The organism is Streptomyces brevispora (assembly GCF_007829885.1).
Lineage (GTDB): Bacteria > Actinomycetota > Actinomycetes > Streptomycetales > Streptomycetaceae > Streptomyces > Streptomyces brevispora.
In genome coordinates, this window is record NZ_VIWW01000001.1 from 5,713,211 (window position 1) to 5,727,505 (window position 14,295).

The 14,295-nt window shown below is 71.6% G+C and carries 11 protein-coding genes and 1 pseudogene; 9 read left to right on the forward strand and 3 right to left on the reverse strand.

Annotated elements, in window-relative coordinates; genetic code table 11:
- Nucleotides 1–366 precede the first annotated feature (366 nt).
- From FHX80_RS26425 to FHX80_RS26455, 7 genes are all read left to right on the forward strand, one after another.
- Complete coding sequence (locus FHX80_RS26425) at nucleotides 367–1,641, forward strand: glycoside hydrolase family 16 protein (RefSeq protein WP_145766474.1); 1,275 nt, start codon at nucleotides 367–369, stop codon at nucleotides 1,639–1,641.
- Nucleotides 1,641–3,041, forward strand: coding sequence for a chitinase (locus tag FHX80_RS26430; protein WP_145766475.1), 1,401 nt, complete (start codon nucleotides 1,641–1,643; stop codon nucleotides 3,039–3,041). Before FHX80_RS26425 ends, FHX80_RS26430 begins: the two co-directional genes overlap by 1 nt.
- A gap of 164 nt (nucleotides 3,042–3,205) precedes the next feature.
- On the forward strand, nucleotides 3,206–5,362 hold the full coding sequence (locus FHX80_RS26435; protein WP_244318640.1) for an RICIN domain-containing protein: 2,157 nt from the start codon (nucleotides 3,206–3,208) through the stop codon (nucleotides 5,360–5,362).
- A gap of 92 nt (nucleotides 5,363–5,454) precedes the next feature.
- Nucleotides 5,455–6,771, forward strand: a complete 1,317-nt coding sequence (locus tag FHX80_RS26440) for a ThuA domain-containing protein (RefSeq protein WP_145766476.1) — start codon at nucleotides 5,455–5,457, stop codon at nucleotides 6,769–6,771.
- A 104-nt stretch (nucleotides 6,772–6,875) separates the two neighbouring features.
- A complete protein-coding gene (locus FHX80_RS26445) occupies nucleotides 6,876–7,451 on the forward strand; it encodes an ABC transporter substrate-binding protein (RefSeq protein ID WP_244318449.1) in 576 nt (191 codons plus the stop codon).
- A 104-nt stretch (nucleotides 7,452–7,555) separates the two neighbouring features.
- Nucleotides 7,556–9,421 carry a gamma-glutamyltransferase family protein gene (locus tag FHX80_RS26450; protein WP_145767514.1) on the forward strand — a complete coding sequence of 622 codons (1,866 nt, stop codon included), beginning with the start codon at nucleotides 7,556–7,558 and terminating at the stop codon, nucleotides 9,419–9,421.
- A gap of 178 nt (nucleotides 9,422–9,599) precedes the next feature.
- Complete coding sequence (locus FHX80_RS26455) at nucleotides 9,600–10,427, forward strand: inositol monophosphatase family protein (RefSeq protein ID WP_145766477.1); 828 nt, start codon at nucleotides 9,600–9,602, stop codon at nucleotides 10,425–10,427.
- A 120-nt stretch (nucleotides 10,428–10,547) separates the two neighbouring features.
- Here FHX80_RS26455 and FHX80_RS26460 read toward each other — a convergent pair whose 3' ends face one another.
- Nucleotides 10,548–10,943 (reverse strand): VOC family protein, encoded by a 396-nt coding sequence (locus FHX80_RS26460; RefSeq protein WP_145766478.1) that lies wholly within the window; start codon nucleotides 10,941–10,943, stop codon nucleotides 10,548–10,550.
- Nucleotides 10,944–10,952: 9 nt separating this feature from the next.
- Nucleotides 10,953–11,738 (reverse strand): nucleotidyltransferase domain-containing protein, encoded by a 786-nt coding sequence (locus FHX80_RS26465; protein ID WP_145767515.1) that lies wholly within the window; start codon nucleotides 11,736–11,738, stop codon nucleotides 10,953–10,955.
- Between the two features lie 185 nt (nucleotides 11,739–11,923).
- Here FHX80_RS26465 and FHX80_RS26470 point away from each other — a divergent pair, with 185 nt between their 5' ends.
- On the forward strand, nucleotides 11,924–13,357 hold the full coding sequence (locus FHX80_RS26470) for a phytoene desaturase family protein (RefSeq protein ID WP_145766479.1): 1,434 nt from the start codon (nucleotides 11,924–11,926) through the stop codon (nucleotides 13,355–13,357).
- A 132-nt stretch (nucleotides 13,358–13,489) separates the two neighbouring features.
- Here the strand turns inward: FHX80_RS26470 and FHX80_RS26475 are convergent, their stop codons facing one another.
- A complete protein-coding gene (locus FHX80_RS26475; protein WP_145766480.1) occupies nucleotides 13,490–13,861 on the reverse strand; it encodes a methyltransferase domain-containing protein in 372 nt (123 codons plus the stop codon).
- 49 nt (nucleotides 13,862–13,910) lie between these two features.
- On the opposite strand from FHX80_RS26475, the pseudogene FHX80_RS26480 reads away from it, so the two are divergent.
- Nucleotides 13,911–14,240, forward strand: a pseudogene (locus FHX80_RS26480) (hypothetical protein); the annotation flags it as partial.
- Nucleotides 14,241–14,295 lie beyond the last annotated feature (55 nt).

Sequence of the window (14,295 nt, forward strand, 5' to 3'; positions counted from 1 at the left end):
TTGACTCTTGTTCGCGCGGCGCCTGTTGCCGGTTCTCCGTGAGTGGCGGCGCGGACCCCGTAGGCGTATCGGCCCAAGCCGGACGGGGTGGGGTGTGGACGTGCACTGGTACAGACCAGGGTCTTGACAGTCCATTGTTTCACTTCTTAAATCACGTAGTGAATTAAGTCTCCGTGCGCAGCACCCCCACAGCGCCCCCACAGCAATCCCGCAACACGTGCCCGCACCCCCACCCGCACTCGCCCCACTCCCCAAACGGCACCCCGCCCCGGTCGGCGCAGCTTCGGCATGCCCCAATGCGCCCTGCGTCTGTTATGTCATATGCATGACAGACCCTTTTCCCCTCATGCACCGGAAGGGAGAGTCATGGACTCCCCACGTTTGTCGCGGCGTCTGCTGCGCTCCGTACTCTCGGCCGTGACCCTTGCCCTGGTCACGACCGCTCTCGCGGGCGGCGGCGCTCCCGCGCGGTCACCCGCCCTGTCGGGCGCCGCGGCCTCGGCCGCCATGACGTTCGACGAGGAGTTCGACGGTGCTGCCGGATCGGCGGTCAACGGCGCCAGATGGCAGACCGAGACCGGTGACAACGTCAACAACCACGAGCGGCAGTACTACACGGCGGGCAACAGCAATGCCGCACTGGACGGCCAGGGTCATCTGGTCATCACCGCGCGCAAGGAGAACCCGAAGAACTACCAGTGCTGGTACGGCACCTGCCAGTACACCTCGGCCCGGCTGAACACCTCCGGCAAGTTCACCCAGGCCTACGGCCATGTCGAGGCCCGGATGAAGATCCCGCGCGGCCAGGGCATGTGGCCCGCCTTCTGGATGCTCGGAGACGACATCGGACAGGTCGGCTGGCCCAACTCCGGCGAGATCGACATCATGGAGAACGTCGGCTTCGAACCCTCCACCGTCCACGGCACCCTGCACGGACCCGGCTACTCGGGCGCCGCCGGCATCGGCGCCGGATACACCCTCCCCGGCGGCCGCGCCTTCGCGGACGACTTCCACACCTTCGCCATCGACTGGGCGCCCAACTCCATCTCCTGGTCCGTCGACGGCAACGTCTACCAGCGCCGCACCCCCGCCGACACCGCCGGCAAGACCTGGGCCTTCAACAAGCCCTTCTTCCTCATCCTCAACCTCGCCGTCGGCGGCTACTGGCCCGGCGACCCCGACAACAACACCACCTTCCCCCAGCAACTCGTCGTCGACCACGTACGCGTCACCACCAGCGACAGCCAGCCCCCGGCCGGTTCGGGGACCATCACCGGTCTGGCCGGCAAGTGCGTCGACGTGGCCGGGGCGAGCAGCGCGAACGGCACTCCCGTCCAGCTCTACGACTGCAACGGCTCCTCCGCCCAGCGGTGGAGTGTCGGCGCCGACGGAACGATCAAGGCGCTGGGCAAGTGTCTTGACGTCGCGTCAGGTGGCACCGCGGACGGCACCGTGGTGCAGCTCTACGACTGCAACGGCTCGGCGGCGCAGCGCTGGGCGATCAGTGGCGCGCGCGACATCGTGAACCCGCAGGCGAACAAGTGCCTCGATGTCACGGGAAATAGTTCGGCCAACGGCACCCGGCTCCAGATCTGGACCTGCACCGGGGCCACCAACCAGAAGTGGACGGTGAACAGTTGATGCGTCGAGACCTGTTGCGCGGGCGTGCCCCCGCCGTACGGAGCGCCCTGGGGGTCGCGGCCGCCGCGGCCCTCCTCGCCGGACTGACCGGCTCGCCCGCACAGGGCGCTGCCACGGCCACCGGACAGATCACCGGCCTGGCCGGCAAGTGTGTCGACGTGGCCGGGGCGAGCAGCGCGAACGGCACTCCCGTCCAGCTCTACGACTGCAACGGCTCCTCCGCCCAGCAGTGGAGCCTGGGCAGTGACGGGACGGTCAAGGCGCTGGGCAAATGTCTGGACGTCGCGTCAGGCGGTACGGCGAACGGTACCGTGGTCCAGCTCTACGACTGCAACGGCTCGGCGGCACAGCGCTGGAGCGTGAGCGGCGCGCGCGACATCGTGAACCCGCAGGCGGACAAGTGTCTGGACGTCACGGGGAACAGTTCGGCCAACGGGACCCGGCTCCAGATCTGGACCTGCACCGGGGCCGCCAACCAGAAGTGGACCGCACCGGCCGTCGAGGGCGGCGGCGGAACTCCGGGCTCGCCCGGAGCCATGGCGGTCGCACCGTACCTCTACAACGGGTGGGGCAGCCCGCCCAGCCCGACCACGGTCATGAACGCCACCGGCGTCAAGTGGTTCACGCTCGCCTTCGTCCTCAGCAACGGCTACTGCAACCCGCAGTGGGACGGCGGCAGGCCGCTGACCGGCGGTGTCGACCAGCAGACGGTGAACACCGTCCGGGCCGCGGGCGGCGATGTCATCCCGTCCTTCGGCGGCTGGAGCGGCAACAAGCTGGAGAGCTCCTGCTCCAGCGCCGCCGAGCTGGCGGCCGCGTACCAGAAGGTGATCAACGCCTACGGCCTCAAGGCGATCGACATCGACATCGAGGCCGACGCGTACGCCAGTGCCACGGTGCAGCAGCGCACGGTCGACGCGCTGAAGACGGTGAAGGCCGCCAACCCGGGCATCAAGCTGTACGTCACGTTCGGTACCGGCCAGAGCGGACCCGACGACAGCCTCATCCGCAAGGCCTCGGCCTCCGGGCTGACCGTGGACAGCTGGACGATCATGCCGTTCGACTTCGGCGGGTCGGGCAAGAACATGGGCAACCTCACCGTCAGCGCGGCCGAAGGGTTGAAGAACGCGGTCAAGAACGCCTACGGATACACGGACGACCAGGCATACCGGCACACCGGGATCTCCTCGATGAACGGCATCACCGACGACAACGAGACGGTGACGGTCGCGGACTTCCGCACCATCCTGGCCTACGCCCAGCAGCGCCATCTGGCCCGGCTGACCTTCTGGTCCGTCAACCGGGACCGCCCGTGCACCGGCGGCGGCGCCGACACCTGCTCGGGCGTCTCCCAGCAGCCCTGGGACTTCACGAAGGTGTTCGCCCAGTACGCCGGCTGACCGCCCCGCCCATCGCACCGTCTCACCCGCACAGTCGCGCACAGGAGTAAACCGTGCTCAGATCTGCCCGAAGGCCCACCGAGGGCCGATCCGGCCCCTCGCCGACCCGCCGACGGCGGGCGCTGACCGCGGTGTTCGCGGTCGGCGCCCTCGCCGGGTCGGTCCTGGCCGCCACCCCCGCCCCGGCCGCGGTCCCGGGCGGGAGCGCCCCGCGCGCCGCCGCCGCGGCGGCCGCCGCACTGCCGACCGGCTGGGCGACCGTCGTCAACAGCGGCAGCGGCAAGTGCCTGGACGCCCGCTCCGCCGCGACCGTCAACGGCACCGCCGTCCAGCAGTACACGTGCAACAACTCCACCGCCCAGCAGTGGAGTCTGACCGCGACCAGCGGCGGCTACGTGCGCATCAACAACCGCAACGACGCCAACCAGGTCGTGGACGTCAGCAACGTGTCCACCGCCGACAACGCCGCCGTCCACCTCTGGGCGTACGGCGGCGGCACCAACCAGCAGTGGCAGCCCGTCGACGAGGGCGGCGGCGCCTACCACTTCGTCAACCGCAACAGCGGCAAGTGCCTGGACGTGCCCGCCGCCTCCACGGCCGACAGCGTCCAGCTCGTCCAGTACACCTGCAACAACTCCGCGGCCCAGCGGTTCCAGGTCACACCGGTCGCCACCGCGCCGGGCGATGTCGACCTCGGGCCGAACGTGGTGGTCTTCGACCCGTCGATGCCGTCGTCCACCATCCAGGGCCGGCTCGACACGATCTTCCGGCAGCAAGAGACCAACCAGTTCGGCAACCAGCGCTACGCGGTGATGTTCAAGCCGGGTACGTACAGCAACGACGTCAACGTGGGCTTCTACACCCAGGTCCTCGGACTCGGTCAGTCGCCCGACTCGGTGACGATCAACGGTGCCGTCCACGCCGAGGCGGACTGGTTCCCGCCGCAGAACGCCACCCAGAACTTCTGGCGCGGCGCCGAGAACCTCTCGGTGAACCCGACCGGCGGCACCGACCGCTGGGCCGTGTCCCAGGCGGCCCCGTACCGGCGCATGCATGTGCGCGGCAACCTGGCCCTGGACGACGGCGGCTGGGCCAGCGGCGGCTTCATGGCCGACACCAAGATCGACGGTCAGGTGCGGTCCGGTACACAGCAGCAGTGGATGACCCGTAACTCCACGCTCGGCAGCTGGACCGGCTCCAACTGGAACATGGTGTTCGTCGGCAGCCAGGGCGTACCGGCCACCAGCTTCCCCAACCCGCCCTACACCACGGTGAACCAGGCCCCCGTGATCCGGGAGAAGCCCTTCCTGTACGTGGGCGGCGGCGGCGCCTACCAGGTGTTCGTCCCGGCCCTCCGTAACAACGCCTCGGGCACCACATGGGCGGGCGGCAACGCCGCGGGCGCCTCGCTCTCCCTGGACAAGTTCTTCGTCGTGAAGGCGGGAGCCACGGCCGCGCAGATCAACGCCGCGCTGGCCGAGGGGAAGAACCTGCTGGTCACCCCCGGTGTCTACCACCTCGACCAGACCCTGAAGGTGACCAGGCCCGACACCGTCGTCCTGGGTCTCGGCCTCGCCACGTTCATTCCGGACAACGGGGTCACCGCGATGACGGTGGCGGACGTCGACGGGGTCAAGGTCGCGGGCATCCTCTTCGACGCCGGGACGACGAACTCGTCGACCCTGATGGAGGTCGGCCCGGCCGGCTCCTCGGCCGCGCACGCGGCGAATCCGACCTCGCTGCACGACGTCTTCTTCCGGGTCGGCGGCGCGGCCGTGGGCCGGGCGACCACCAGCCTGGTGGTCAACAGCGACAACGTCATCGGCGACCACATGTGGATCTGGCGCGGCGACCACGGCACCGGCATCGGCTGGAACAGCAACAAGGCGGACACCGGACTCGTCGTCAACGGCGACGACGTGACGATGTACGGACTGTTCGTCGAGCACTACCAGAAGCACCAGACGATCTGGAACGGCAACGGCGGGCGCACGTACTTCTACCAGAACGAGATGCCGTACGACGTGCCCGACCAGGCGTCCTGGATGAACGGCTCCACCCAGGGCTACGCCGCCTACAAGGTCGCGCCCTCGGTCACCAGCCATCAGGCGTACGGGCTCGGCAGCTACTGCTTCTTCAGCTCGAACCCGGGCGTGGCGGCCGAGCACGCCTTCGAGGTCCCGGACAACCCGAACGTGCGGTTCCAGAGCATGGTGACCGTCTCGCTCGGTGGGACGGGAACGATCCGCCACGTCATCAACGGTCGGGGCGGTCCCTCCAACTCCTCCTCGAACGTGGCCAATCTCGTCAGTCATCCCTGAGTTCCGCGACGTCCTCAGGACACCCCGGGCCGGACGCGACTCCCGTCGCGTCCGGCCCGGCCCCCCACCCGGTTCGCAAAGGACGGTTTCGTATGAACAGACCCAGGGCCGCTGTTCAAGGCCGCGGAGGCATCGGCCGGCTGTGCCGATGGCTGCTCCTGCTGCCGGCACTCCTGCTGGGGCTCGTCACGGCCCCCGCGCACGCCGCGCCGATGGCCCCGCAGGCACCCGACTTCAAGGTGATCGCCTTCTACAACGGCACCTGGGACGCGGCCCACATCAGCTTCGTCCAGGAAGCCAACCGGTGGTTCCCCGCAACCGCCGCGGCCAACAACTTCTCCTACACCTCCACCAACGACTGGGGGCGGCTGAGTACCATCACCCCCGACCAGTACCAGGTGGTGCTGTTCCTCGACGACGCCCCGCAGACCGCTGCTCAACGCGCCGGATTCGAGCGGTACATGCGCTCCGGCGGCGGCTGGATGGGCTTCCACGTCTCCGCGTTCACCACCGCAGCCCAGGAATGGCCCTGGTACTACGACCAGTTCCTCGGCAGCGGCAACTTCAAGTCGAACACCTGGGGACCGACCACCGCGGTGCTGCGCACCGAGAACCGGACGCACCCCTCCACCACGCGCCTGCCCGCCACCTTCACCTCGTCGGTCAGCGAGTGGTACTCGTGGCAGCGCAACCTCCGCACCAACCCGGACATCAAGGTGCTGGCATCCGTCGACCCGGTGAGCTTCCCGCTGGGCACGGACCCGAACCAGTCCTGGTACAGCGGCGACTACCCGGTCCTGTGGACCAACACCGGCTACCGGATGCTGTACGCGAACTTCGGCCACAACGCCATGGACTACGGCTCCGGAACCACCCTGTCCTCGACCTTCGCCAGTGAGACGCAGAACCGGTTCGTGGTGGACGGGCTGAAATGGCTGGGCGGTGGCGGGGGCGGCCCGGTGTCCGGGGACCCGATCTCCGAGACCTCGGCGTACACCCTGGTCGCCGCGTCGAACGGGAACTGCGTGGACGCGCGCGCCGCGGCCACTGCCAACGGCACCGCGATCCAGCAGTACACCTGCAACGGCACCGTGGCCCAGCGGTACCGGTTCACGGCCACGGACAACGGCCATGTGCGGATCAACGCGGACGGTGACGTCCGGCAGGTCATCGACGTGGCGAACGTGTCCACGGCCGACCAGGCCCCGCTCCAGCTGTGGACCTACGGGGGCGGCGCGAACCAGCAGTGGAATCCGGTACGGGAGACCTCGGGCGCCTACCACTTCATCGCCCGGCACAGCGGCAAGTGCCTGAGCGCACCGGCGTCCGCGGCCGCGGGCGTCCAGCTGGTCCAGCGCTCCTGCGACGGCTCGACCGCACAGAGTTTCCGGCTCGTCAGGCAGAGCTGACACCGGCGGGTGCGGACGGGCGCCCTCGTGCCCTCCGCACCCGCCGTTATCCGATCGTCGGTAAAAACCGTCCGCTATGCGGGCACACCTCTTGCTTGCGCTGTATGCGAAATACGGTCTGCCCGTACACGGTCCGGATCAGACTCAAGCAGCCCTACGTGCCCCTCACCGGCGTCCTCGCCGACCGGGCCGGGATGGTGACGTCACCGGCCGCGCTCAAGAAGTACGGCAAGAACTCCACCAGCCACCCCTCCTGCGTCGGGCCCTTCCGGTTCGTCGAGCGGGTCGGCGGCGACCGGATCGTCCTGAAGAAGGACCCCAACTACTACGACGCGGACAAGGTCCACCTCGACGGGGTCGTCTACAAACCCATCCCGGACGGAAACGTCCGGCTCGCCAACCTGCGCTCCGGCGACCTCCAGGTCGGCGACAGATGGGCCCCATCGACGTACGGAGCGCCCTCACCGAACCCAGGCTCCAGCTCTTCAACTCGCCCTCGCTCGGCTACCAGGGCATCGGCCTCAACGTGGGCCCGGCTGCCGCTTCCACACCCGCTGCCCGCTCGCCACCGAGCGGTGCCGCACCGAGGTGCCCGTCCTTCGCGAACCGCCCGGCGGCCGGCAGGTCTCCTGCCACCTCGTCGGCGACGACGGGGGACCGCGCCGGACGCGACCGCCTGACCCCCGTACGGGAGACCGGGCCCCGCACACCGGCCCCGGCCTCCCGTACGTACGATCCGCAACGAACCACAGAATCACGCACGCCGCAGCAAGGAGCCGCATCCGTGTTCACCACCAGGCCCACCCTCCAGGGCACCTTCGGGATGGTCTCCTCCACCCACTGGCTCGCCTCGCAGTCCGCGATGGCGGTCCTGGAGGACGGCGGCAACGCCTACGACGCCGCCGTCGCCGCCGGATTCGTCCTGCACGTCGTCGAACCGCACCTCAACGGGCCGGCCGGCGAGGTGCCGATGATCCTCGCGCCCGCGGACGGCGAGGTCCAGGTGCTGTGCGGCCAGGGCCCGGCCCCCGCCGGTGCCACCGCGGCCCACTACCGCTCGCTCGGCCTCGACCTGGTCCCCGGCACCGGACCGCTCGCTGCCGCAGTACCGGGCGCCTTCGACGCCTGGATGCTGCTGCTGCGCGACCACGGGACCAGGACCGTCGCCGAGGTGCTGCGGTACGCGATCGGCTACGCCGAGGACGGGCACGCGCCCGTGGACCGCGTCGGCCAGACCGTCGAGACCGTCCGCGAGCTCTTCGAGACCGAGTGGCCGACCTCCGCCGAGGTGTACCTGCCGGGCGGAAAGTCCCCGAAGCCGGGCGAGCTCTTCCGCAACCCCGCCCTCGCCGCGACCTGGCGCCGGCTCGTCGCCGAGGCCGAGAGGACCGGCGGCGACGACCGCACCGCGCAGATCGACGCCGCCCGCACGATCTGGCGCGAGGGTTTCATCGCCGACGCCCTGGTCCGCCAGGCCGCCGTCCCCACCATGGACACCAGTGGCGAACGCCACACCGGAACCCTCACCGCCGCCGACCTGGCCGGCTGGTCCGCGTCGTACGAGGCCCCGGCCACCTACGACTGGAACGGCTGGACACTCGCCAAGGCCGGCGGCTGGAGCCAGGGCCCCGCCTTCCTCCAGCAACTCGCGCTGCTCCCCGCCGAACTGCCCCGGTACGGCTCCGCCGAGTACGTGCACCTGCTCATCGAGGGCTGCAAGCTCGCCATGGCCGACCGCGAGGCCTGGTATGGCGACGCCGCCGAGGTCCCCCTCGACACCCTGCTCTCCGAGCCGTACAACGCCGCCCGCCGCGCCCTCGTCACCGACGAGGCCTCGCACGAGCTCCGCCCGGGCAGCCCCGACGGCCGCACCCCGGTCCTGAGCGAGCACGCCCACGCCGTCGCCTCCGGCGAGTCCGGCTTCGACGCGATGGGCATCCCGGCCGCGGGTGTCGGCGAGCCCACGGTCGCCAAGGGCGGCGTCGGGGAGCCCACGGTCACCGTGGACCGCGCGGGGGAGCCGGCGGTCGCCGCGGACGGTGCCACCCGCGGCGACACCTGCCACGTGGACGTCGTCGACCGCTGGGGCAACATGGTCTCCGCCACCCCCAGCGGCGGCTGGCTCCAGTCCAACCCGGTCGTCCCCGAGCTCGGCTTCCCGCTCGGCACCCGCCTCCAGATGGCCTGGCTGGACGAGGGGCTGCCGAACTCCCTCACCCCCGGCCGACGCCCCCGCACCACCCTGACCCCGTCCCTCGCCCTGCGCGACGGCGTCCCGGTGATGGCGTTCGGCACCCCCGGCGGCGACCAGCAGGACCAGTGGCAGCTGCACTTCTTCCTCGCCGTCGCCCTGCGCGCCGAGGTCCGCGGCGGCCTCGACCTCCAGGGCGCCATCGACGCCCCTAACTGGCACAACGACAGCTTCCCCGGCTCCTTCTTCCCGCGCGGGATGCGCCCCGGCAGCGTCACCGTCGAGGAGGGCATGGACCCGGAGGTCGTGTCCGAGCTGCGCCGCCGCGGCCATGACGTCACGGTCGGCGACCCGTGGTCCGAGGGCCGGATGTGCGCGGTCGCCCGTGACCCGAGGACCGGGGTGCTGTCCGCGGCCGCGAACCCGCGGGGAATGCAGGGGTACGCGGTCGGCCGCTGACCGCCACCCCTCCCGGCCATGACCGGGCTGCCGGGCGGCCGGACGCCGTCCGGCCACGGGGTGGTGACCGGCCCGACGCTCTCCGGCCACCGGTGGGTGGCCGGACCGACGTCGTCCGGCCACCCACCCGTCATGACCAGGTCGTCGGCGACCCGGCCCCGCGTGCTTAGCTGGGGGCATGATCGATGACTTCCTTGCCGGGGACCTGACCGAGGTCGAAGCGGCGGTCCGCGCAGCGGCCGCCGCCGAGATCATGCCGCGCTACCGGCAGCTCGCCGCACACGAGATCGTCGAGAAGAACGGCCCGCACGACCTCGTGACCACCGCGGACCGCCTCGCCGAACAACACCTCACCGCCGCCCTGAGCCGGCTCCTGCCCGGCTCGGTGGTCGTCGGCGAGGAGGCGGTCCACGCCGACCCGAAGGTGTACGAGGCGCTGGGCGGCCAGGAACCCGTCTGGATCGTCGACCCGGTCGACGGCACCCGGCAGTTCGTCCGAGGCGAACCCGGCTTCTGCACCCTGGTCGCCCTCGCCCACCACGGCGAGGTCCTGGCCTCCTGGACGTACGCCGCCGCCCTGGACGAGATGGCCGTGGCCGTCCGCGGCCGGGGGGCGACGCTCAACGGCGCACCCCTGCGGTCCGGCTCACCCGCGCCCGGCGCCGTCCTGCGCGTGGCGATGTCGCACCCCGACTACACGACCGACGACCAGAAACGCGCCCTGCTGGGGCTGCGCACCGAAGGCATCGACGCCCGCCCCTGCGGATCGGCCGGCCTCGAATACCTCGGCGTCGCCCGCGGCGACCTCGACGCGCTCGCCTTCAACTGGGAGTTCGCCTGGGACCACGCGGCGGGCCTCCTCCTGGTCACCGAGGCGGGCGGCGCCCAGGCCACACTGTCCGGTGCGCCGTTCCGTATCACCGGGGGCAACGACCTGCCCTTCACGGCCGCCCGCGACCACGCGACGGTCGAACGCATCCTGGCAGCGCTGCGCGCCGGAGGCTGAGCGGGCGCGGGGAACCCGTGGTCCCGGCGGCTTCTCGGGCCAGGAGTGTGCGGGCGCGAGGACGCCCCGCGCGGTCCGCTCGCCCGCCGCGGTACGGCCATCCAGCGCGACCGCGCTCCCTCAGGTCGCGCCCGTACCGTGCCTGACCAGGCAGAACGGATGCCCTGCCGGGTCCGCGTAGATACGCCACGGGCGGTCGGTCCCGGCGCCGTCGTCGAGTACGGCCGCGCCGGCCGCCACCACCTCGGACTCGGCCGCGTCCAGATCGGGGACCCCGAAGTCCAGATGGAACTGCTGCGGGTGCGCCGGATCGGGCCACCGCGGCGGCCGGTGGTCCGCCACCCGCTGGAAGGCGAGCACCAGCCCGGCGGCGGTGTGCAGTGTTGCCCAGCCGTCGTCGAGCGCCCAACGGCGATCCACCTTGTTCACGCGTCCGCCGAGCAGCGAGCGGTAGAACCCGGCCAGACGCACGGGATCGGGGCAGTCGAGCACCACGCACTGCAGTTCGGCGATCATGGCGGAATCCTAGGCCGATGTGCGGGCCAGGACCGCCCGTACATCGCTCACGACGTCCGCGGCCGTCTCCACCGCGGCGGCGTCCAGCCCCCGCAGCGCCTCACCGGCCCGGTCCGCGAAGTCCGCGGGCGTGTCCGGCAGCGCGGCGGCGGCCGCCAGCGCGCCCTTCTCGTTGAGGCACCAGGTGCGGTGATGGGCGTGCAGGGACTGGGTGAGGATGCCGAACGCCCGGGACAGGCAGAGCGACACATGGAGCCGGTCGCCGGAAGGGGCCGACTTGCGGGCCGCCGTCACCGAGAAGTCCGCCTCCCAGGCCGCGTCGGCCAGCGCCTTGCGCAGCGGCTCCGGGTAGTCGAGGACCTCGGACTGAAGCCTAGTCAGTTCCCGCTGGGGATCGGCGAGTACGCGCCCGAGGGCGACCTCGCCCGGATAGGCGGGGGACCAGAAGCCGAGCGGGTGGCCGGGCTGGACGCCCACCTCGTAGCGTCCCTGGCGGCAGTCGGACCAGACCGCCTCGACCCGGTCCAGATCGCGCAGGATCCAGTCCACCTGTGTGCCGTCCACCCGCAGCCAGGCCCCGCCGTTGACCCACGGCCCCCAGCCGCCCGGCCCGGCCACCTCGACCGGTGAGCCCTGCACCTCGCCGGCCAGCGCGGTCAGCGCGGCCATGTCCGGGGCGCCGCGGTAGTAGAGGCCCAGATCCCAGTCGGAGTCCGGGCGGTGGGTGCCCCGGGCCCGGCTGCCGCCCAGGACGACGGCCCGGATCCCGGGCACGGCGGCGAGCTGTCCGGCCATGGCATCGATCCGCCGACGCGTCCCGGAATCCTCCGGTGCCGCCTCCGGGGCGGGGAGCGGGTCCGGCTGCGGCGACCGTGCGGGGTTCGTCGTACTCATCGAGCGGGAACCCTACCCGTGCCCGCACCGCCGTCGCCTGTGAATATCCTGGGACTCCGACCGTCGGCTGACAAAGGAGTCCGAAGGTGCCGTCGATGCTCGATGCAGTCGTCGTGGGGGCAGGCCCCAACGGGCTGACCGCCGCAGCCGAACTGGCCCGCCGCGGCTACGCGGTGGAGGTCTTCGAAGCCGGCCGGACCGTCGGCGGCGGAGCCCGTACGGAGGAGCTCACGCTCCCCGGCTTCCGCCACGACCCCTGCTCGGCGGTCCACCCGCTGGGCATCGGCTCGCCCGCCTTCGACGCGATGCCGCTCGCCCGGCACGGCCTGGAATGGATCCAGCCCCGGCTGGCCCTCGCCCACCCGTTCCCGGACGGGTCCGCCGCCGTGCTGTCCGGCTCGGTGGGGGAGAGCGCCATGTCGCTCGGAGCGCACGACGCGGGGGCGTACCGCAGGCTCGTCGCGCCGTTCCTCGGCCACTGGGACACCCTCGCCCGGGACTTCCTGCGCACCCCGTGGGACGGGCTGCCGCGCGACCCGTACCGCTGGGCGCGGTTCGGGCTCGACGCCATCCAGCCCGCCACGCTCCTGTCCCGCCGCTTCGGCGGCGAGAAGGCGCGCGGCCTGTTCGCCGGACTGGCCGCCCACGCCATAGCCCCCACCAGCGGGTTCGCGACCGGCGGAATCGCCCTGCTCTTCGCGCTGGCCGCGCACGAGAAGGGCTGGCCGGTGCCGCGTGGCGGCTCCCAGGCCATCTCCGACGCCCTCGCCTCGTACCTGCGGGAACAGGGCGGTGTCATCCGCACCGGTACGGAGGTCAAGCGCCTGGACGAGCTGCCGCCCGCCCGCGCCTACATCTTCGACACCTCACCGACCGCGCTGGCCCGGATCGCCGGACTGGGCAACACCTACCGTGGTTACCGCTACGGGGCCTCCTGCTTCAAAATCGACTACGCGCTGTCGGGCCCCGTCCCCTGGACCGCCGAGGAGGCCCGCCTGGCCGGCACGGTCCACCTCGGCCCCACGGCCGGCGAGATCGACGCGGCCCTGCGCGCCGCGGTCACCGGCCGCGACCCCGAGGTGCCGTTCCTGATCACCTCCCAGCCCAGCCTCATCGACCCGACCCGCGCCCCCGAGGGCAAGCACGTGTTCTGGGTGTACGGGCATGTCCCGGCCGGCTGGGAGGGCGACGCCACCGAGGTCATCGAACGCCAACTGGAGCGCTTCGCCCCCGGCTTCCGCGATCTGGTGCTCGCCCGCGCGGTGACGGGACCGCCCCAACTCGCCGCGCGCAACGCGAACTACGTGGACGGCGACATCGGCTGCGGCGCCTTCGCGGGGCTGCAGACGGTGATCCGTCCCAAGCTCGCCCGGGTGCCGTACGCGACGGCGCATCCGGCGGTGTTCATCTGCTCGTCGGCGACCCCGCCCGGACCCGGCGTGCACGGCATGTCCGGACACCACGCGGCCAAGGCGGTATGGCGGCGGCTGCGCGAGTCGGGGCCGTCCCGCGGCAGATGACCCCCGCTCGAGCCTTCCGCTGAGGGGCGGGACGGGCAAGCATCCCGCTCAGGCGGAGGACGGGCGAGCTTTCCGTTCAGGGGCGGGACGGGCAAGCGTTCCGTTCAGGTGGGAGGCAGGCGAGCCTTCCGTTCAGGCTCGGGACAGGTCCGCGAGGGCGAGGAAGTGGGACTCGGCGTCGTCGTGCTCGACGAGGCGCCAGCCGGCCCGCCGCAGCGCGGGCTCCAGGTTCGGCCGGGCGAGCGGATCGTCGGGGCTCAGCGGGCGGCCGTGCCGGGCGGCGCGTTCCGCGCGGCCGGAGGGGTGGAAGAGCGCCAGGACGCCGTCCCGGGCGGTGACCCGGGCCCACTCCCGGAGCGCGGCGTCCGGGTCGTGCACATGGTCCAGCAGCCCCGCCCCGAAGATCCCGTGCACCGCCCCGGAGCGCAGCGGCAGGCTGTGGCAGTCCACGAGAAGGAGACGGGCGAGGCCGGCGCGTCCGGTGCGGGCCGCAGCGCCGAGCATCGCGTGCGTGACATCGACGCCCAGAACCTCGCCGTGGTCGCCCACCGCGCACCGTGCCACGGACTTCTACTACGAGGACGAGCTGGCGGCCTTCCTCGCCGACGGCACCCTCACCCGCCTGGACACCGCGTTCTCCCGCGACCAGCGCGCCAAGGTCTATGTGCAGGACCGGATGTGCGAACACGGCGCGAAGCGCTGGTCCTGGCTCCGGGACGGCGCCCACTTCCACGTCTGCGGCGATGCGGCGCGCACGGCCAAGGACGTCGACCGGGCGCTGCGCGACATCGCCGTCACACACGGCGGACTCGATCACGAGGGAGCGGCCCTGTACGTCACGCAGCTCGCCGCCGGCAAACGGTACCTCCGCGATGTCTACTGACCGCGGACCGGGAAAGGCTGCGGGCAGCTCAAGGCTGATGTCGGATTCTCGCCAG

What these genes read in the sequence shown, in the direction of transcription:
- FHX80_RS26425 (WP_145766474.1), top strand. Translation starts at nt 367, where the DNA reads ATGGACTCCCCACGTTTGTCGCGGCGTCTGCTGCGCTCCGTACTCTCG.
- FHX80_RS26460 (WP_145766478.1), bottom strand. Translation starts at nt 10,943, where the DNA reads ATGATCGCCGAACTGCAGTGCGTGGTGCTCGACTGCCCCGATCCCGTG.
- FHX80_RS26440 (WP_145766476.1), top strand. Translation starts at nt 5,455, where the DNA reads ATGAACAGACCCAGGGCCGCTGTTCAAGGCCGCGGAGGCATCGGCCGG.
- FHX80_RS26455 (WP_145766477.1), top strand. Translation starts at nt 9,600, where the DNA reads ATGATCGATGACTTCCTTGCCGGGGACCTGACCGAGGTCGAAGCGGCG.
- FHX80_RS26475 (WP_145766480.1), bottom strand. Translation starts at nt 13,861, where the DNA reads ATGCTCGGCGCTGCGGCCCGCACCGGACGCGCCGGCCTCGCCCGTCTC.
- FHX80_RS26430 (WP_145766475.1), top strand. Translation starts at nt 1,641, where the DNA reads ATGCGTCGAGACCTGTTGCGCGGGCGTGCCCCCGCCGTACGGAGCGCC.
- FHX80_RS26445 (WP_244318449.1), top strand. Translation starts at nt 6,876, where the DNA reads ATGCGAAATACGGTCTGCCCGTACACGGTCCGGATCAGACTCAAGCAG.
- FHX80_RS26465 (WP_145767515.1), bottom strand. Translation starts at nt 11,738, where the DNA reads ATGGCCGGACAGCTCGCCGCCGTGCCCGGGATCCGGGCCGTCGTCCTG.